Annotated in this window: 17 protein-coding genes; 8 read left to right on the top strand and 9 right to left on the bottom strand. The window is 64.2% G+C overall.

What is annotated here, in order from left to right; genetic code table 11:
* Nucleotides 1-8 precede the first annotated feature (8 nt).
* The 8 genes from KHO33_RS08475 to KHO33_RS08440 all read left to right on the top strand — a co-directional run bounded on the left by KHO33_RS08475 (nucleotide 9) and on the right by KHO33_RS08440 (nucleotide 7,898).
* On the top strand, nucleotides 9-530 hold the full coding sequence (locus tag KHO33_RS08475) for an RDD family protein (protein WP_200564446.1): 522 nt from the start codon (nucleotides 9-11) through the stop codon (nucleotides 528-530).
* Nucleotides 531-631: 101 nt separating this feature from the next.
* A complete protein-coding gene (locus KHO33_RS08470) occupies nucleotides 632-1,573 on the top strand; it encodes a UDP-2,3-diacylglucosamine diphosphatase (RefSeq protein WP_200564445.1) in 942 nt (313 codons plus the stop codon).
* A 30-nt stretch (nucleotides 1,574-1,603) separates the two neighbouring features.
* Nucleotides 1,604-2,635, top strand: coding sequence for a glycosyltransferase family 4 protein (locus tag KHO33_RS08465; RefSeq protein ID WP_054034976.1), 1,032 nt, complete (start codon nucleotides 1,604-1,606; stop codon nucleotides 2,633-2,635).
* A 20-nt stretch (nucleotides 2,636-2,655) separates the two neighbouring features.
* Nucleotides 2,656-3,291: a diacylglycerol kinase gene (locus KHO33_RS08460; protein ID WP_200564444.1), complete on the top strand. Its 636-nt coding sequence runs from the start codon at nucleotides 2,656-2,658 to the stop codon at nucleotides 3,289-3,291.
* Nucleotides 3,292-3,522: 231 nt separating this feature from the next.
* Entirely contained in the window at nucleotides 3,523-4,248 is a 726-nt protein-coding gene (locus KHO33_RS08455; RefSeq protein WP_054034977.1) for a TetR/AcrR family transcriptional regulator, read from the top strand.
* A 2-nt stretch (nucleotides 4,249-4,250) separates the two neighbouring features.
* A complete protein-coding gene (locus tag KHO33_RS08450; RefSeq protein ID WP_200564443.1) occupies nucleotides 4,251-4,835 on the top strand; it encodes an LOG family protein in 585 nt (194 codons plus the stop codon).
* A gap of 108 nt (nucleotides 4,836-4,943) precedes the next feature.
* Nucleotides 4,944-5,690 (top strand): SDR family oxidoreductase, encoded by a 747-nt coding sequence (locus KHO33_RS08445; RefSeq protein WP_200564442.1) that lies wholly within the window; start codon nucleotides 4,944-4,946, stop codon nucleotides 5,688-5,690.
* Between the two features lie 252 nt (nucleotides 5,691-5,942).
* Nucleotides 5,943-7,898 (top strand): ArnT family glycosyltransferase, encoded by a 1,956-nt coding sequence (locus tag KHO33_RS08440; RefSeq protein WP_200564441.1) that lies wholly within the window; start codon nucleotides 5,943-5,945, stop codon nucleotides 7,896-7,898.
* A 52-nt stretch (nucleotides 7,899-7,950) separates the two neighbouring features.
* Here KHO33_RS08440 and KHO33_RS08435 read toward each other — a convergent pair whose 3' ends face one another.
* From KHO33_RS08435 to kdpB, 9 genes are all read right to left on the bottom strand, one after another.
* Nucleotides 7,951-8,556, bottom strand: coding sequence for a DUF924 family protein (locus KHO33_RS08435; RefSeq protein ID WP_200564440.1), 606 nt, complete (start codon nucleotides 8,554-8,556; stop codon nucleotides 7,951-7,953).
* Complete coding sequence (locus KHO33_RS08430) at nucleotides 8,549-8,962, bottom strand: group II truncated hemoglobin (RefSeq protein WP_171925024.1); 414 nt, start codon at nucleotides 8,960-8,962, stop codon at nucleotides 8,549-8,551. The genes KHO33_RS08435 and KHO33_RS08430 overlap by 8 nt, the downstream gene beginning before the upstream one ends.
* A 28-nt stretch (nucleotides 8,963-8,990) precedes the next feature.
* Entirely contained in the window at nucleotides 8,991-11,567 is a 2,577-nt protein-coding gene (locus KHO33_RS08425) for an ABC transporter permease (RefSeq protein WP_407946167.1), read from the bottom strand.
* The gene (locus KHO33_RS08420; protein WP_054034982.1) at nucleotides 11,564-12,175 is read right to left on the bottom strand and encodes a DUF4126 domain-containing protein; all 612 of its coding nucleotides are present in this window, start codon (nucleotides 12,173-12,175) and stop codon (nucleotides 11,564-11,566) included. The genes KHO33_RS08425 and KHO33_RS08420 overlap by 4 nt, the downstream gene beginning before the upstream one ends.
* Nucleotides 12,176-12,434: 259 nt before the next feature.
* The gene (gene sugE, locus KHO33_RS08415) at nucleotides 12,435-12,755 is read right to left on the bottom strand and encodes a quaternary ammonium compound efflux SMR transporter SugE (protein WP_054034983.1); all 321 of its coding nucleotides are present in this window, start codon (nucleotides 12,753-12,755) and stop codon (nucleotides 12,435-12,437) included.
* A 154-nt stretch (nucleotides 12,756-12,909) separates the two neighbouring features.
* Complete coding sequence (kdpE, locus tag KHO33_RS08410; RefSeq protein ID WP_063495267.1) at nucleotides 12,910-13,608, bottom strand: two-component system response regulator KdpE; 699 nt, start codon at nucleotides 13,606-13,608, stop codon at nucleotides 12,910-12,912.
* Entirely contained in the window at nucleotides 13,601-16,435 is a 2,835-nt protein-coding gene (locus tag KHO33_RS08405) for a DUF4118 domain-containing protein (RefSeq protein WP_200564439.1), read from the bottom strand. The genes kdpE and KHO33_RS08405 overlap by 8 nt, the downstream gene beginning before the upstream one ends.
* A gap of 146 nt (nucleotides 16,436-16,581) precedes the next feature.
* Nucleotides 16,582-17,160: a potassium-transporting ATPase subunit KdpC gene (kdpC, locus tag KHO33_RS08400; RefSeq protein WP_054034984.1), complete on the bottom strand. Its 579-nt coding sequence runs from the start codon at nucleotides 17,158-17,160 to the stop codon at nucleotides 16,582-16,584.
* Nucleotides 17,161-17,190: 30 nt separating this feature from the next.
* Nucleotides 17,191-19,275, bottom strand: coding sequence for a potassium-transporting ATPase subunit KdpB (kdpB, locus tag KHO33_RS08395; RefSeq protein ID WP_200564438.1), 2,085 nt, complete (start codon nucleotides 19,273-19,275; stop codon nucleotides 17,191-17,193).
* Nucleotides 19,276-19,278: the final 3 nt, after the last annotated feature.

The raw sequence follows: 19,278 nt of genomic DNA, 5'->3' as shown, positions 1-19,278 counted from the left end.
GCCCCACTGTGTCCCAACCGCTCGCCACCTCGACACTGCCCGCCGAATCATCCGGCACCGCGCCCACCGTTCGCCGGCGCCTCGCCGCGCTGCTCTACGAAGCCGTGATCCTGTTCGGCGTCGTGTTCATCGCCGGCTACCTGTTCAGCACGTTGACGCAGCAGCGCAACGGCCTCACCCATCACAACCTGCTCGCCGCGTGGATCGGCCTCGTGGTCGGTCTTTACTTCGTCTGGTTCTGGACCCACAGCGGCCAGACGCTGCCCATGAAAACCTGGCGCCTGCGCGTCGTCGCCGCTAACGGCGCGCCGTTGCCCACGGGCCGGGCGATCGTTCGTTACGTGCTGGCGTGGCTGTGGTTTTTGCCGCCGCTCGCGCTGCATCCGTTGCTGGGCCTCTCTGTACCACAGACGCTGGTGATCGCCGCGATCTGGTTCTTGCTGTGGGCCGCCACCGGCCGTTTCGATTCCCAGCGTCAATTCCTGCACGACCGCCTCGCCGGTACACGCGTGATCAGCGTCGAGCGCTGACCCTCCCTCTCCCGCCACAGTAATAAGAACTTCTCGTGACTGTCACGGCACGGTCACGCGCGACTGGCGCAATACGGGCACCGCAACTCGACGCGTGAGCCATGGACCCCAAAACGTCCGCGACTTCCCTGTTCCGCCAGACCGGCCCGAGCGTCGACCCTGTCGCGTTCCGGCCGGAACCCAACCCTAGCCACGGCTTGCCGTTGCCTGTGCCGTCGCTGCCGCTCGACACGCAAGCCGGCCATCACGACGACGACCACGCCGAACCACACCGCTATCGCACCATCTGGCTGTCCGACATCCATCTCGGCTCGAGCGGTTGTCAAGCGCCGTATCTGCTCGACTTCCTGCGTCACAACGAGTCGGAATACCTGTACCTCGTGGGCGACATCATCGACGGCTGGCAGTTGAAAAAAGGCTGGTACTGGCCGCAGGCGCACAACGACGTCGTGCAGAAGGTGCTGCGTAAAGCACGCAAAGGCACCCAGGTGATCTACGTGCCGGGCAATCACGACGAAGCCGCGCGCCAGTTCTGCGACCTCGCGTTCGGCGACATCCACGTGCGCGGCGAAGCGTTCCACACGACGCTCGCCGGCAAGCGCCTGTGGATCGTGCACGGCGATCTGTTCGACGGCGTGATCCAACACGCGAAGTGGCTCGCCTATCTCGGCGACACGCTCTACACGATGATCCTGATCCTGAACCGCTGGTTCAACCGGATCCGCAGCCGGCTCGGTTTTCCGTACTGGTCGCTGTCGCAATACCTGAAGCATCAGGTGAAGAACGCGGTGAATTTCATTTCGTCGTTCGAGCGCGTGATGACCGACGAAGCGCGCCGCCGCGGTTGCGACGGCGTGGTCTGCGGGCACATTCACAAAGCCGAAATCCGCGACATCGACGGTGTGCTGTATTGCAACGACGGCGATTGGGTCGAAAGCCTGTCGGCACTCGTCGAGACGTATGAAGGCGAACTCAAGGTGATCTGCTGGACCGTGATGCGCGCACCGGAAGTCGGCGTGCAAAAGGCCCGGGCGACCGCGTAGTCCCTCTCCACTTCTATTGGGCCGAAACCGATGAAGATCATGATCGTCACCGATGCATGGGAACCGCAGGTCAATGGCGTCGTGCGCACGCTGAAAAACACCACGCGCGAACTCACCGCGCTCGGCCACCAGGTCGATCTGCTGACGCCGCTCGAATTCAAGACGATTCCGTGCCCGACCTATCCTGAGATTCGCCTGTCGCTGCTGCCGCGTCGCAAGCTTCATCAGCGCATTGACGAATTCGCGCCCGACGCGCTGCACATCGCCACCGAAGGCCCGCTCGGCATGGCCGCGCGAGCCTATGCGATCAAGCACAAGCTGCCGTTCACCACCGCTTATCACACGCGCTTTCCCGAATACGTGCAAGCGCGTTTCGGCATTCCGATCGCGGCCACCTACAAGTTTCTGCACTGGTTCCACAAGCCGTCACTTGCCGTGATGGCGCCCACGCCCGTGGTCAAGGCTGACCTCGAAAAATTCGGCTTCACCAACGTGGTGTTGTGGACCCGCGGCGTCGACCTCGACATCTTTCACCAGATGGACTCGAAGGTTCTCAACACCGCGCGGCCGATCTTTCTGTATGTGGGACGTGTAGCGGTCGAGAAGAACGTCGAGGCGTTTCTCAAGCTCGATCTGCCCGGCTCGAAATGGGTAGCAGGCGAAGGCCCGGCGCTGGCCGAGTTGAAGTCGCGTTATCCGCAAGCGAATTACCTGGGCGTGCTGACGCAAGCCGAACTGGCCAAGGTCTACGCGGCCGCCGACGTATTCGTGTTCCCGAGCCGCACTGATACTTTCGGGCTCGTGCTGCTCGAAGCGCTGGCCTGCGGCACGCCAGTCGCGGCGTATCCGGTGACCGGCCCGATCGACGTGCTCGGCGACGGCGGCGCGGGCGCCATGCATGAAGATTTGCGCGAGGCATGCCTCGAAGCGCTGAAGATCGAGCGCAGCCATGCGCGCGCGTGGGCCGAACGCTTCTCGTGGGCCGCCGCGTCCGAGCAGTTCGCGGCGCACCTGAAGCCGCTGCCGCGCACGTCGTATAGCGAGGAAAGCGCCGCCGCGTGAAGCGACGCGCCGAGCCGTTTATGCGAACCCGAAACTCCACCGCCGCACGCGCGTCGAAAGGCGCGCTGCGCGCTGTCGACACCGAAGCCGCCGGCATCGAGCCGTTCGACGACGTGAGCGAGCACGGCACGCCGAATCATGTCGATCACGCGAATGGTTTTCACGGCATGAACGGTGCAAGCCTCGAGGGTCCCGCGAACCCCGAGAGCGAGCCGCACAACGAACCGCTCAGCCCCGACGATCCATTCGCACCGCTCCCCTTCAATCCATACAAGGGAAATCGCGGCGTGACCCGCGCGTGGCACGCGATGAAAAATTCGCTGGCCGGGTTTCGCGTGGCGATCCGCGAGGAAAGCGCGTTTCGCCAGGAGCTCACGCTCGCCGCGATTCTGATTCCGTGCGGCGTGCTGGTGCCGGTCGATCCCGTGTCGCGCGTGTTGCTGCTCGGCTCGGTACTGCTGGTGCTGATCGTCGAATTGCTCAATTCGAGCGTCGAGGCGGCCATCGACCGGATTTCGCTCGAGCGCCACGAGTTGTCGCGCCGCGCGAAGGACCTCGGCAGCGCGGCAGTCATGGTCGCGCTCGGCATGTGCGTGATGACATGGGGACTGATCGTCGGGCCGCTCGTTGTGCATTGGGTCAAAGCGTGGCTATAAGCATGGCTACGGATTCATCGCGAAGCACCGCCTGACGCCCTTTCCCGGCGTCCCAAAGAATGAAAACCCTGAGTATCCGTTTGGTATAAGAACGGTCGGTTTATAATCGTCCGATAGCCTTACGGGAAACCGTTGAGGCGCTCAATCAAAAATACCAACCACGTCCGGGTGGATCACGCTAGAGCGGCAAGCCGCCACGCGCCCAGCCCGGCGTAACCAGGGCCGGACGACATGGAAGCCAAACCTCCCCGCCGCACCCGCGAACGGATACTCGAACTATCGTTGAAGCTGTTCAACGAGATCGGCGAACCGAACGTCACGACGACGACGATCGCCGAGGAAATGGAAATCAGTCCAGGCAATCTGTACTACCACTTCCGCAACAAAGACGACATCATCAACAGCATCTTCAGCCAGTTCGAGCAGGAGATCGAAAAGCGTCTGCGCTTTCCCGACGACCACCGCGCGACGATCGACGAGATGTGGTCGTATTTGCAGTACATGGTCGATTTCACCTGGCGCTATCGTTTCCTGTATCGCGACCTGAACGATCTGCTGGCGCGCAACCGCACGCTCGAGACGCACTTCAAGCAGATCATCAGCCACAAGGTGCGCTTTGCAAGCCAGTTCTGCGAGCAACTCGTGGCCGACGGCGAAATGGTCGCCACGCCCGAAGAACTGCATGTGATCGCCACCAACGTCGGCGTAATCGGCACGTACTGGCTGTCGTATCAGTTCGTGATGAACCCGCGCAAGTACAACGAGCAGGAAACGATTCGCGCGGAACTGCATCAGGTGAGCGTTCAGATCGTCTCGCTGATGGCCCCTTATCTGCGCGGCCGCTCACGGCAGATTTTCGACGACCTCGTCTCGGGCAAGCTGCCCAAGCGCGAGTTCTACGACTACCTGCCGCCCAAGGAAGGCGCCGCGCCCCGCAACGAACCGAAGGACGTTTGAGTATGAAGTCGGTGTGTGTGTATTGCGGCTCCTCCGACGGAGCCAGACCGTTGTACGCCGAAGCCGCGCGCGCTTTCGGCCGCGCGCTGGTGCAGGCCGATCTCGCGCTGGTCTATGGCGGCGGCAAGGTCGGCCTGATGGGCGTGATCGCCGATACGGTGATGGCCGAAGGCGGCCGCGCAATCGGCGTGATTCCGGAGTTGCTGGTCAACAAGGAAGTCGGCCATAACGGGCTGACCGAGTTGTATGTGGTGCCCGACATGCATCATCGCAAGAAGATGATGGCCGACCTGTCCGACGCGTTCGTCGCGATGCCGGGCGGCGTGGGTACGCTCGAGGAGCTCTTCGAGGTCTATACGTGGGCGCAGCTCGGCTATCACCAGAAGCCGGTGGCAGTGCTGAATATCGACGGGTTCTACGATCCGTTGATCGCGCTCCTCAAGCACACGGTAGACGAGGGTTTCATGCGGCAGACCTATTTCGACATCCTGCAAAGGGAGTCCGATCCGGTCGCGCTGATCGACAAGCTGCAACGCTACAAGCCGCCTGCCAGCGACAAATGGGCTGTCAAACGCGACGCCGTTTGAACTCCGTGTGATCGCCGCCTGCCGCGCTTTTTTCTACCGCCGGAGCAAGCGCCTGAACGAACACCCGCCGCACGCTCCCGCGGCCCCCGCCCGAACGATGAGGTTGCAATGACGAAAACCGTTCTGATCACCGGTGGCAGCCGCGGCATTGGCCGTGCGACCGCGCGTTTGCTGGGCGCACGCGGCTGGTCGGTCGGCGTGAATTACGCGCGGAATCTCGCTGCCGCGCAGGACACTGTTGCTGAAGTGGAACGCGCCGGCGGCCAGGCGTTGCCGATTGCCGGCGACGTCGCCAGTGAAGCCGACGTGATCGCGATGTTCGACGCGCTCCAGCAAAAGTTCGGCCGGCTCGACGCGCTCGTCAACAACGCCGGAATCGTCGCGCCTTCGAGCCAGCTCGCGGATATGGACCTCGCGCGCCTGAAGCGGATGTTCGACGTCAATGTGCTCGGCGCGTATCTGTGCGCACGCGAAGCCGCGCGCCGGATGTCGACCACTCGCGGCGGCGCGGGTGGTGTGATCGTGAACATCTCGTCGGCGGCCTCGCGTTTGGGTTCGCCGAACGAATACGTCGACTATGCTGGTTCTAAAGGCGCCGTCGACACCATGACGATCGGTCTTGCCAAGGAACTCGGCCCGCAGGGTGTGCGCGTGAACGCGGTGCGCCCCGGTCTGATCGATACCGAAATCCACGCCAGCGGCGGCAAGCCCGAGCGCGCCGCACAACTCGGCGCGACCACGCCGCTGGGCCGTCCCGGCAGCGCCGAAGAAGTGGCCGAGTCGATCGTCTGGCTGCTGAGCGACGCCGCATCGTACGTGACGGGCGCATTGCTCGACGTCGCCGGCGGACGCTGAATACCACTCTTCTGTTCCCGTGGCCGGCGGCTTCGCACGGCCGCCTTCTCCTTTCCCCACGTTCCATTCCCGTCAATTTGACGAGGAATCGGCTCAATCCGTTCGGCTGAACACCATATTCCACGCTTTTTCTGTAATCGGCCGTAATAAACTGGGACTACAATCGCAGCGTTCGTGTGCAACCGCATGCGACGCATAGCCAAAGCATAAGTTCGCGGCCCACGTCGCCGCGTACGGCGACCAGAGATTCCAATGTTCGAAAAGCCATCCGCGCCCTGGCGCGCGGGGAAGGTCGCGATCGCGACGCCAGCGCCGGCCGGCCCCGCCGACGGCGCACCGGACACGCATGCCGGCTCGGCACACGCGACCGAAGCCGCAGCGCCCGCGAGGCCGGCTGCCCCTGCCGGCCCCGCGGATCCCGCCGCCCCAGCTCCCGCTTCACGCGGTGCCCGGCGCTTGCGCGCGCTCACGGCGGTCCGTCCGTTGATGTGGCTGGTCGCGCTGGCGATCCTGTGCGCGTGGCTCCTGCCTGGCACCCTGGGCCACGAGCCCTGGAAGCAGGATGAGACCTACACGTTCGGGATCATCCAGCACATGCTCGACACCGGCGATCTGGTCGTGCCAACCAACGCCGGCCAGCCGTTCGTCGAAAAACCACCGATCTACGACTGGGTCGCCGCCGGCCTCGCGTGGATGTTCGGCCGCTACCTGCCCTTGCATGACGCCGCACGTCTCGCGAGCGCACTCTTTGCCGGACTGACCGTCTACTACACGGCACGCGTCGCCCGCCGCGCGGTGGCCGCCTCGAGCTGGCTCGATATCCGCGTAGTCGGCACGCTGGCCTTGTTCGCGAGCACGCTCGTCGTCATCAAGCACGTGCACGACATGATGACCGACGTCGCGCTGATGGCCGGCGCCGCGATCGGCTTTTGCGGACTATTCGAACTCGTCCTCGTGCACCTGCGCGACGACGCGCGCCTGCTACGGGGCGATGCACGCCGCCGGCGCCACGCGATTCTGAGCGGTGCGGCGATGTTCGGTGCGGGCGTGGGCGTGTCGTTGCTGGCCAAGGGCCTGTTCGTGCCGCTCGTGTTTGGCGCCACCACCGTCGCGGTGCTGGTGTTGTATCCCGCCTGCCGCACGCGCAGCTTTGCAGGCGCGCTCGGCGTCGCCGCGCTGGTCTGCGCGCCCTTCGCACTGATCTGGCCGATCTGTTTCTATCTGCGCTCCGAAGCGCTCTTCAAGGTCTGGCTGTGGGACAACAACATCGGCCGCTTCTTCGGCTTTTCGGTGGCGGAACTCGGCTCTGAAAACGAAAGCCGTTGGTTCGTGCTGCGCACCGTGCTGAGCGTCGGCTTTCCGGTCGTACCGCTCGCCTTGGCCGCGCTCGCCGGCGGCGGATGGCGCCGCTGGCGCGATCCGCGTGTCGCTCTGCCGGTGATCTTCGCGGGCACCGGGTTCGTCGTATTGCAAAGCTCGGCAACAGTGCGCGAACTGTACATCCTGCCGTTCATCGCCCCGCTCGCCCTGGTGGCGATGAACGGCATCGAAAAGCTGCCGCGGCGTCTGCACGCAGGCTGGGACATGGCGAGCCGCGTGCTGTTCGGCAGCACGGCCGCGCTCGCGTGGATCATCTGGTCGATCATGAGCGATCCGGCCAACACGCATGCGTCGCTGCACCGGCTCGGCCGATGGTTGCCGCTCGACTGGGTGCTGCCGGTCAAGCCCGGGCTGATCGCGGCTGCGCTGCTGATGACGCTCGGCTGGCTGTGGCTCCTGCCGGTCTTCAAATACGCCGGCAAATGGCGCGGGGTGTTGAGCTGGTGTGCAGGTGCGATTCTCGCGTGGGGATTGGTGAGCACGCTGCTGCTGCCGTGGCTCGACTACGGGAAGAGCTACCGTTCCGTGTTCGAAAACCTCGGCGCCAGGATGAATATCGAGTGGAACGATGGGGATTGCATGGCCAGTATGGACCTCGGCGAATCCGAAGCGCCGATGCTGTACTACTACACCGGCATCGAGCATCAACCAACCGCGAATCCCGCGGCGACCGAGTGCACGTGGCTGATCCAGCAGGGCCGCCGTGACAATCCGCGCGCGCCGGCTGGCGATTGGCGATTGTTCTGGTCGGGTGCGCGCCCAGGCGACACTGACGAACTGTTGCGAGTATTCGTGCGGACGCCGGCAACGCCCGCGCTCGGCGAGTAGCACGTAGCGGCGCATGGCGCACCCGCACTGCGCCTCTACGTTGCCGTTACGCCTAGAACGACGAGCCGGGTTCCTTCAGGAAAGCCTTTTCTTCATCCGTCGACTGGCGCTCAAGTACCGCATTGCGATGCGGAAAGCGTCCGAAACGTTCGATGATTCTGGCGTGCCTGACCGCGGAGGAGTAGTAGGACGCACCGCCCGGCTCCGCCTTCAGCTGTTTGAACAGGCGCAGCGATTCGTGCTGGCTGGCGAGCGTTTCGTCGTGTTCGAACGGTAGGTAGGCGAACGCGCGGTGATGCACGGTCGGCAACAGGAGATCGGCGCCGCTGGCGATCATCTGCTGCGCGATGCGCAGCGCGTGATGATCGGCGGCGAAAGCGCGCGGTGTATTGCGGTGGCAATTGCGGGAAAACTGATCCAGCACGATGACCAGTGCTAATGAGCCGAGCGGCGTCCCTGCCCAGCTGTCGAGGGACCCTGCGCGCGCCGCGTCGATCAGTGCCCCGAAACGTTCCAGCAGCATCGCATCGAAGGCGGCGTCGCGGGAGAACCAGAGCTTGCGGGCCTCACCGAAGGTGGGCGTATTCGGGGCGCCGAACCAGCAGTCGAGGACTGCGCCCGCCTCTGCTGCTTGCGGCTGCGCTACCCGCTCAACCATTGCGATTGCGCATCCAGTCGGCAGTCTCGAAGAACGACGCCAGCAGGCGCTCCCTCAAAGACTCGGAAAGCCCAACGTCTTCCATCGCCCACGCCATGCAGCGAAGCCACTGATCCCGCTCGCTGGACGCGATCGGAAACGGCATATGTCTGGCGCGCAGCCGCGGATGGCCGAAGCGGCTGATGTAATGATCGGGACCGCCCATCCATCCGCACAGGAACCAGAAGAACTTGTCGCGCGAGCCATCGAGCGACTCGGGATGCAAGGCGCGAATCCCGGCGAATTCCGCTTCGAGATCCATCAAGTCATAAAACCGGTCGACCAGTTCGCGCACACGCGCTTCACCGCCCACCAGTTCGAAGGCCGTCGGCTGTGCCGCGGACACTTCGTCGTTAAGATCGCTCATACCCAATCACAAAAACAGAAAAGAAAAATCACGCATCTCGCAGCGATTGCAACGCGGGCCGCGCCAGCACATGCCGCAAGCTGAGCCAGCCACCCACGCCCGCGCAGGCGATGCCGGCCGCAATGCCCGCCGGCAACAACCACGGATCGAACGCCAGATAAAACTCGAAGACACGCGTCGCCAGTTGCCAGCCAATCACCTGCGCACCGAGCGCCGCCATCAAGCCGGCGAGCGCGCCCACCGCCACGAACTCGGCAACCTGCACCGCGCGCACCTGGCGATGCGAGGCCCCCAGCGCGCGCAGCAGCGCGGATTCTCGCATACGCTCGTCGCGGGTGCCGGCAAGCGCCGCGTACAGCACCAGCACGCCGGCCGCGAGCGTGAACGCGAACAGGAACTGCACTGCGCCGATCACCTGCTGCAGGACACGCTGTACCTGCGCCAGAATCGGACCGGTGTCGATTGCCGTGAGGTTCGGATAGGCTGCGATCAAGCCGTCGATGGTCGATTGCTTTTCAGGCGGTAAATGGAAGCTCGTGATGAACGTCGCCGGAAAATCCTGCAAAGCGGCCGGCGGCATCAGCACGAAAAAGTTGACCTTGAACGAGCCCCAGTCGAGCTTGCGCACACTCGTCACCGGCGCGTCGATCTGCAGACCCGTCACGTCGAAGCGCAGCGTATCGCCGGGCTTAACGTTGATCAGCTTCGCGAGTCCCTGCTCGATCGAAATCTGCGGTGTCTTCGTTTCGCCATACCAGGTGCCGGCAGAGAGGCGATTGTCGTCCGGAAGCTCAGTCGTGTACGACAGATTGAATTCGCGGTCGACGAGACGTCTCGCATCGTCGCCCTTAAACGAATCCGGATTGACCGGCTTGCCGTTGATCGCAATCAACCGGCCGCGCACCATCGGCGCGAGCACCGTGCCGGGCACGCCGTGCGCGCCCAGATACTGCGTGACGGCGTCGCGCTGGTCGGGCTGGATATCGATGATGAATTCATTCGGCGCATCGGGCGGCGTCGATTTGCGCCAGCCGGCCACCAGGTCATTGCGCGTCATCGCAATCAGCAACAGGCACATCAGGCCGATACCGAGCGCGGTGATCTGCAGCGCGCTCGCGCCACTGCGCCGCTCCAGCGACGCCAGCGCGTAACGCCAGCCGATGCCCGCATTCACGCGCTCGCTGCGCACGACACGCGAAGCGCCCCACAACGCCAGCCGTGCGATGCACGCGAACACCAGCAGTCCGCCGGCGAAGCCGCCTGCGACAATGCCACCGAGCTTCAACTCGCCCGCTGCGACGATCAGGAGCGCGGCGAACAGCACGATGCCGAGCGCGTAGGCGGCCCAGGCAGTGCGCCCCGCATCGCCCCATTCGCGACGCAGCACGCGCACCGGCGGCACGCGCGTCAGCGGCAACAGCGGCGGCAACGCAAACCCGAGCAACAACACGAGACCGGCTGCGATACCTTCGAGCGCGGGCCATGCGGTTGGATACGGCAGCACGACGTCGATCAGACTGCCGAGCCACGTCAGCAACGCCATGTGTCCCAGGTAACCGAGCGCCACACCGAGCGCGCCACCGATCAAACCCAGCCCCACGAATTCCAGCGTGAATAGCGTGCGCAGTGTGGCCTGACTGACGCCCAGACAGCGCATCGCCGCGCAGCCATCCAGATGCCGTCGCATATACCGATGCGCGGCCATGGCGATCGCCACCGCCGCGAGCAACGCGGTGAGCAGCGAGACCAGCGTGAGGAAGTGACTCGCGCGGTCGAGCGTCTGACGCACTTGCGGCTGGCCGTCCTGCAACGACTCAAGCGCAACGCCGCGCATCTTGCCGCCGTCCACCTTGTCGTGCGCGAATTGCGCGAAGCGCGCCACCGACGCGTCCGAACCCGCCACCAGCAAGCGATAAGTCACGCGGCTGCCGAAGGTGATGAGGCCGGTCGACTGGACATCGTCGGCACGCAGCATCAAACGCGGCGAAAAATTGACGAACGAGAAGCCACGGTCGAGCTCGCGGGTAATCATCGCGGCGATCGTGAAGCTGCGGGACCCGACCTTCACGGCATCGCCGACATGCAGCTTCAGTGCGTCGAGCAGTGCCTGATCGACCCAAACCGTGCCAGGCGCCGGAATCGATTGGGTGGGATGGTCTGCCGCGCCCGGCGCCGGCGCAATCCGCAACGCGCCGCGCAACGGATAACCCGGCGACACCGCCTTGATAGCGGCAAGCCGCGAGACCGGCTGCGCGCCGGTCGAGTTGATCATGCTGGGAAAGATCGCCGTGCTCGCGGTGTTCAGACCGAGCGCGCCGGCTTGCTGCGCGAACTGCGGATCGACAGGATGATCGGAGCGAACAATGAAATCAGCGGCGATCATGCGCCGCGCATCGCGTTCGAGCCCCTGATGCAAACGGTCAGCCAGAAAGCCGACACTCGACAGCGCCGCGACGGCCAACACCAGCGCCAGCAGCAGCATCGTCAGTTCGCCGGCGCGCCAGTCGCGCGCCGTCATACGGATAGCCTGGCGCAACAGATCCACACTGCCCAACCGGCTCGCTGCCTTGGCGCGCGCCGTTACCCCGCGTCCCGTATCGCTCAATCGTGCCGACTCCTGGCAAAGCGCGACACCATGTGCGTCGCCATCCCGCGAAAACCGCCCTGCACTCCGCGCCACAGACGCGGCAACGCCCAGGCGGCCAGCATCAGGAAGCCCACCATCAGGACCAGGAACAGAAGCGGCACGAACAGCGCGAGCAGCATGCCGCCGAACACGAGACCGTCTTCAGCGGTCGAGGTCACGACATTCGACACCGGTTCCGGCGACAGATTGATCAGCGCGCGTGTGCCCGCTTTGGCCAGATGCGCAGTGCCTGCCAGCGTGCCACCGGCGAGCGCGGCGACTGTCAGCAGCGCAGGATCGGCATGGCCGAGCGCGCCAGCCGCCAGCACGGCGCCGGCGGGAATGCGGATAAAGGTATGGATCGCGTCCCATAAGGAATCGAACGCGGGGATTTTGTCGGCGAGAAATTCAGTGACCGTCAGTACACCGGCGACACCGATTACCCACGGCGAAGATAGCGCGGACAGCGTATCGGGGAGATGGATGAAGCCCAGACGTGCGAACACGCCGGCCAGCAGAACTGTCAGATAGAGGCGCAGACCGCTGCCCCATGAGAGGCCCGCAGCGAGCGAAAGTGATTCAAGCATGGCCGCCTCCAGGCGCGCTGTGCGTGCCGGGCGCTTCGACGGGCATTGGAAAGGGAGCCGCCGCACCGAAGTCGTCAGACCCGCGCCAAGCCGGCCGCGCCAAATAGGCCGCGGGCAAATTCAGGTTGGATTCGATCTCATTATAGCCACGTTAATTCGCAGAACGCAGAGCGACTAACAAATGGCGGACTCTAATGGCAGGGTATTGGCGTACGGTTCGAGCGCATGCGGACACGCTATTCGGGCCCGCCAACAGGGCTCAATGCCCTGATGACAGCTTCAAACCGATCAATCCGATCACGATCAGCGCAGCGCTCGCCACCCGTGCGACCGTCAGGGCCTCGCCCATCATGACGATGCCGAAGATGAATGCGCCGACCGCGCCGATCCCCGTCCACACGGCGTAGGCCGTGCCGAGCGGCAGTTGGCGCATCGCCATGGCGAGCAGAACGAAGCTGCCGAGCGCGGTCACGATCGTGAACACGGACGGCCAGAGCCGGGTGAAACCTTCGGAGGTTTTGAGACCGGCCGCCCATGCGACTTCAAGCAAACCGGCAATCAACAGAAGAATCCAGGACATGAGACAGCTCCATGGTCAGATGGGGCCGTCCCCGTTTGTAGCAGTGCGCAAGGTCGTCCTTACGAACTGTAATTATATCAAAATAGGGCGTCGCCTTGCTGCGGCGACAAGCCGCAAGGGCGCGCAAGGGCCGCGGCGGACGCCTCGGGCAGGCTCAAACCGCGCCCACAAGCCGGTATCCCACGCCAGTTTCCGTGACGATATGCTCCGGCTGCGCCGGGTCGCGCTCCAGTTTCCCGCGCAGATGCGCCATGTAAATGCGCAGATAGTGGTGGCTCTCCACATGTGACGGCCCCCATACGTCGCGCAGCAATTGGCGGTGCGTCAGCACGCGGCCGGCGTGGCGCACCAGTGTCGCGAGCAGGCGATATTCGATCGGCGTGAGATGGACGGCCACGCCGTCGCGGCTCACCTGACGCAAGGCCAGATCGACCGTCACCGCACCGAAGCGCACCAGCGGCGATTCGTTCGCGCCGCCCTGATTGCGGCGCCGCATATGCGCGCGGATCCGCGCCAGCAGTTCGGAAACGCCGAACGGCTTGGTGAGGTAATCGTCCGCACCGGCATCGAGTGCAGCGACTTTCTCGGTTTCCTGAGTGCGCGCCGACAGTACGATGACCGGAAGCTCGCTCCAGCCACGCAGCTCGCGAATCACGTCGAGACCGTCTGTGTCCGGCAGGCCGAGATCGACGATGACGAGATCGGGCTTGCGCGTTGCCGCTTCGACGAGACCTTGCTTGCCGGTCTCGGCGTCGTGCACAACGATGCCCTCGCCTTCCAGCGCGGTTCGCACGAAGCGGCGAATCTGCTTTTCGTCTTCAATCAGGACGACTGTGATGCTCGGATCACTCATGGCTAGGCTTGGAACGCGGGTTAAGAGTTAAATCGTGGTCCGGCAACGCATCGGCGCCTTCGTCTTCCAGCGCATCCGGCGCTTCGGGCGGCGTTTCCACCGGCAGCGTGAACCAGAAGCGCGCGCCTTCGACACGGCCGTCCGCGGACATCCGATTGAGCGCGCCGATTGTACCGCCGTGCGCTTCCACGATTGCGCGGCAGATCGCGAGGCCGAGGCCGATGCCCGGCTTGGCCGACTCTTTCTCGCCGCGCGTGAATTTCTCGAACACACGTGCTTCCATGCCGGCCGGGAGACCCGGTCCGTTATCGTCGACCGCGACGCGCACGAACGACTTGCCGTCCGCGTCGAGACGTTGCGCGCCGATCGTCAACGGCGTGTCCGGCGGGGTGTATTTGGCCGCGTTCTCGAACAGGTTCGAGAAGAGCCGCTCCATCAGCACCGCATCGAGGTGCAGCAGCGGTAAATCCGCAGGCAGCTTCACCTGTACTGGATGATTCGCCAGCACGCGCTTGCAGGCCCGCAGCGCGGCGCCCACGGTTTCTTCGAGGAGTGTCCATTGCTGATTCAATTGCAGGCTGCCGGCCTGCAAGCGCGCCATGTCGAGCAGATTGGTGACGATGCCGGTCATGCGCAGCGCTTCTTCGTGAATCGCTTCGACGAGATCGTCGCCGGGCTGCGCATCGCGATGTGCCTCGCGCGATTGCGCCAGCATCGACGAGAAGCCGACGATCGTCGTCAACGGCGTACGCAGGTCGTGCGAAATCGCCGACAGCAGCGAATTGCGCAAACGCTCCGATTCCATATTGACGAGTGCATCGCGTGCGATGTCGACATAGTGCACACGCTCAAGGGCCAGCGCGATTTGCGCGGCGAACGCGTCCAGCATGCGCTGCTGCTCGGGCACGTCCAGCTCGCGCTCATCGCGCATCACGACGGCGAGCACGCCACGTGTGCGCATCGGCGCCTTCAGCGGCAGATACAGCGCGGAGGCTGCCGGCAGCGTATCGGTGCCTTGCCCGGCAGGCTTCTGCTGGTCGTAGACCCATTGGCCGACGTCGATATCGAGCATCTCGCCTTCAAGCGTGATCGTAGCGTCCGGGTCCTCGATCTTCTGCTTCACCTGATCGGCGCTGTCCGGCAACAGAATCGCGACGCGCGCGCCGAACACTTCGCTCACATGCCGGCTGCCGATGCCGACGATCTGCTCCATGGTCAGCGCCGCCGCCAGTTCACGCGCCATCGCATACATCGCGCCGGTGCGTTGCTCCCGACGCCGCGCAACACTCGCCTCGCGGCGCAAGCTCGACGTGAGATGGCTGATGACGAGCGACGTCAGCAGCATGCCGAAGAAGGTCAGCAAATACTGCGTATCGGACACCGACAACGACATGCGCGGCGGCACGAAGAAAAAGTCGAACGCGGCCACGCTCATGAACGACAGCACGACGCCCGGCCCGCGCCCCAGCTTCACGGCAGTGAAGATCACACCGAGCAGGTACAGCATGACGAGGTTGGTCAGATCGATATGGTCGATCAATTGGCTCGACAGCAGCGTAATGGCCGCGCAAATCGCCAACGCGATGCCGTAGGCGCGCGGCGGCGAACGGCGTTCGCGCGCCGTGCTCAGGGCCTCGCGCCAGGCGTTGGCGGTGGTGTTCAGCAAGCGCCGATGTTCAGCGCCATCACGTTCCGACGACGCGCGAATCAGAGTGAGATCGAGATCGCCCGCGCGTTCGGCGATGCGCTCACCGAGCGGCCGGCGCAGCCAGCGCTTGAGACCGGTGCGTGCGGACGCGCCGGCCACCAGCTTCGAGACGTTGCGAGCCTGCGCGTAACCGATCAGCGCGGCGACCGCATCGGTACCGGCGAGCGTCGCAGTTTCGGCACCGAGTTCGGCGGCGAGCTTCAAGGCATTCAATGTGCGTTCGCGGCGTGCATCAGGCAAGCGCTGCAGCGCGGGCGTTTCCACATAGACGGCGATCCAGTCAGCCTTCAGGCTGGCGGCGAGACGCGCCGCCGCGCGCACCAGCATCGGCGCTTCCGGGCCGGGGCCGACGCACACCAGCAAGCGTTCACGCGCCTGCCAGATCCGCTGAATCGAACGATCGGCGCGATATTCCCGCATCTGCGCATCGACGCGGTCGGCTGTACGGCGCAACGCCAGCTCGCGCAGCGCGATCAGGTTGCCCTTGCGAAAGAAGTTGCGCACCGCGCGCTCGGCCTGCTGCGGCAAATACACCTTGCCGTCGCGCATCCGGTCGAGCAGTTCCTCGGCGGGCAGGTCGACCAGCGTGACTTCGTCGGCGCGATCGAACACGCGGTCGGGCACCGTCTCCCAGACGCGGATGCCGGTGATCTGGCCGACCACGTCGTTCAGGCTTTCGAGGTGCTGGACGTTGACCGTGGTGTAGACGTCGATGCCCGCGTCGAGCAGTTCGTAGACGTCCTGCCAGCGCTTCAGATGCCGCGCGCCCTGCACATTCGAATGCGCGAGTTCGTCGACGAGAATCAATTGCGGCTTGCGGGCGAGCGCGGCGTCGAGATCGAACTCGCCGAGCTTGCGGCCGCGATACTCGATATGCGCGAGCGGCAGCACGTCGAGGCCTTCCAGCAGCGCAGCGGTTTCGCTGCGGCCATGCGTTTCGGCGATGCCGACCACCACGTCCGCGCCTTCATCGGCACGGCGTCGCGCGGCCTGCAACATCGCATAGGTCTTGCCGACGCCTGCCGACGCGCCGAAGAAAATCTTCAGCCTGCCCCGCTGACGTTTTTCTTCGTCGCGTTGCAGTTTGTCGAGCAGTTCATCAGGATCGGGGCGGTTCATGCTCAATGGTTTTCATAGTAAGGCGAGCGGTGGTGCCTGCATGGTGGCACGGCAGCGGCCGCGCCGCAAATGGCGAAGGCGGCCCCGCATGGACGCCGCCTCCTTGAATCATAGCCATCATCGACGCGTATCGACGTCAGCGACGCTCAACCTTGTTTCATCTCATCGAGCGCCAGATTCAGTTGCAGCACGTTCACGCGCGGTTCACCGAAAATGCCGAACTGGCGGCCGCTCGTATAACGATCGACCAGTGCCTGCACATCGTTGGCGGCGAGCTTACGCGCTTTGGCGACGCGTTCGATCTGATACGCGGCAGCGGCCGGGCTGATCTCAGGATCGAGACCGCTGCCCGAGGACGTCACCAGATCGACCGGCACCGGCTTCGACATATCCGTGCCGGCAGCCTTCAACGCGTCGATACGGCCTTTGACTTCGTCGAGCAACGCCGGGTTGGTCGGGCCAAGGTTCGAGCCGCCCGAACCCTGCGGGTTGTACGGCATCGGGCTGGTGGCCGACAGACGACCCCAGAAGTATTGCGGCGCATCGAACTGCTGGCCGATCAGCTTCGAGCCGACCACCTTGCCGTTCTGCTCGAGCATGCTGCCGTTGGCCTGGTTGTTGAAGGCCGCCTGACCGACCGCGGTCATCACGGCGGGATAAGCGAGGCCGGTGACGGCGGTCAGCACTGCGAAGATCACGATTAACGGACGGAACAGATTTTTCATGATGAGTAATTCCTCTTAAACAGCCGCTGCTCAAACCCAGCCGAACGCGGCCAGCACCATATCGATCAGCTTGATGCCGATGAACGGCACGATGATCCCGCCCAATCCGTAGATCAGCAGATTGCGGCGCAGCAGAATCGCCGCGCCCAGCGCCCGGTACTTCACGCCCTTGAGCGCCAGCGGAATCAGCAGCACGATGATCAGCGCATTGAAAATCACCGCCGACATGATCGCCGAGGCCGGCGTGGCCAGATGCATCACGTTCAGCGCGTTCAGTGCCGGATAAGTGGTCGCGAACGCCGCCGGGATGATCGCGAAGTACTTGGCCACGTCGTTCGCAATCGAGAACGTGGTGAGCGAGCCGCGCGTCATCAGCATCTGCTTGCCGATCTCGACGATCTCGATCAGCTTGGTCGGATTCGAATCGAGGTCGACCATGTTGCCGGCTTCTTTCGCTGCCTGCGTGCCGGTGTTCATCGCCACCGCGACGTCGGCCTGTGCGAGCGCAGGAGCGTCGTTAGTGCCGTCGCCGGTCATCGCCACCAGACGACCTTCGGCCTGGTGCGAACGGATCGTGGCGAGCTTGGCTTCCGGCGTGGCTTCGGCGAGGAAATCGTCGACGCCAGCTTCTGCAGCGATCGCTGCTGCCGTCAACCGGTTGTCGCCGGTCACCATGATGGTCTTGATACCCATCTTGCGCAGTTCGGCGAAACGCTCCTTGATGCCGCCCTTCACCACGTCCTTCAGCTCGATCACGCCGAGCACGCGTGCGCCCTGCTCGCCTTTCTCGGCGACCACCAGCGGCGTGCTGCCGCGGCGTGCGACTTCCGCCACTGCCGTGCTGACTTCGTTCGGGAAACGGCCGCCGTTTGCTTCGACGTAGTTCTTCACTGCGTCAGCCGCGCCCTTGCGGATTTCACGGCCCGGCAGATCGACACCGCTCATCCGCGTTTGCGCGGTGAAGGCGAGGAATTCCGCCTTCAGCGAAGCCATATCGCGTTGACGGATATTGAAGCGTTGCTTCGCCAGCACGACGATGCTGCGGCCTTCCGGCGTTTCGTCGGCGAGCGACGAAAGCTGGGCGGCATCCGCCAGTGCTTCTTCGGTCAAGCCCGGCGCCGGCACGAATTGTGATGCCTGACGGTTACCGAGCGTGATCGTGCCGGTCTTGTCGAGTAACAGCACGTCGACGTCACCTGCGGCTTCAACAGCACGGCCTGAGGTGGCGATCACGTTGGCCTGCATCATGCGGCTCATACCGGCCACACCGATCGCCGACAACAGCCCGCCGATGGTGGTCGGAATCAGACACACCAGCAGCGCGACCAGCGCGGTAATCGTGACCACGTGACCCGCTTTTGCAGCTTCGACGGAGAACATCGAGAACGGCAGCAGCGTGGCGGTCGCCAACAACATCACGATGGTCAGCGCGACCAGCAGAATCGTCAGGGCGATTTCGTTCGGCGTCTTCTGACGCTTCGCGCCTTCGACCATCGCGATCATGCGGTCGAGAAAGGCCTCGCCCGGATTGGCCGTGACGCGCACGACGATCCAGTCCGACAGCACGCGCGTGCCGCCCGTCACCGACGAAAAATCGCCGCCCGACTCGCGGATCACCGGCGCGGATTCACCCGTGATCGCAGATTCGTCGACCGACGCAACACCGTCGATCACTTCGCCGTCAGCCGGAATCACGTCGCCGGTTTCGACCAGCACAACGTCGCCTTTACGCAGATCGGACGCCGTCAGAATACGGATCGGCGACTTCGGATGCGGCTCGTTGAGCTTCTTGGCCATCACGTCTTTCTTCGCGCTGCGCAGCGACGCTGCCTGGGCCTTGGAACGGCCTTCGGCGAGCGCTTCCGCGAAGTTCGCGAACAGCACCGTGAACCACAGCCACAAGGTGACCGCGAGAATGAAGCCCGCTGGCGCCTCGGCCTGACCGCCGAGCGCGGCGATCCACAGAATGGTCGTCAGAATACTGCCGACGTACACGCAGAACATCACCGGGTTACGGAACTGCGTGCGCGGCGTGAGCTTCTTGAAGGAGTCCACGATCGCCGGGCGCAGCAGCGCCGGGTCGAACATGGACCTGGTTGCATTATGTTCAGTCATTGA

Source organism: Paraburkholderia nemoris (genome assembly GCF_905221015.1).
GTDB classification, from domain to species: domain Bacteria; phylum Pseudomonadota; class Gammaproteobacteria; order Burkholderiales; family Burkholderiaceae; genus Paraburkholderia; species Paraburkholderia nemoris.
This window is presented reverse-complemented; position numbering and strand designations above follow the sequence as displayed.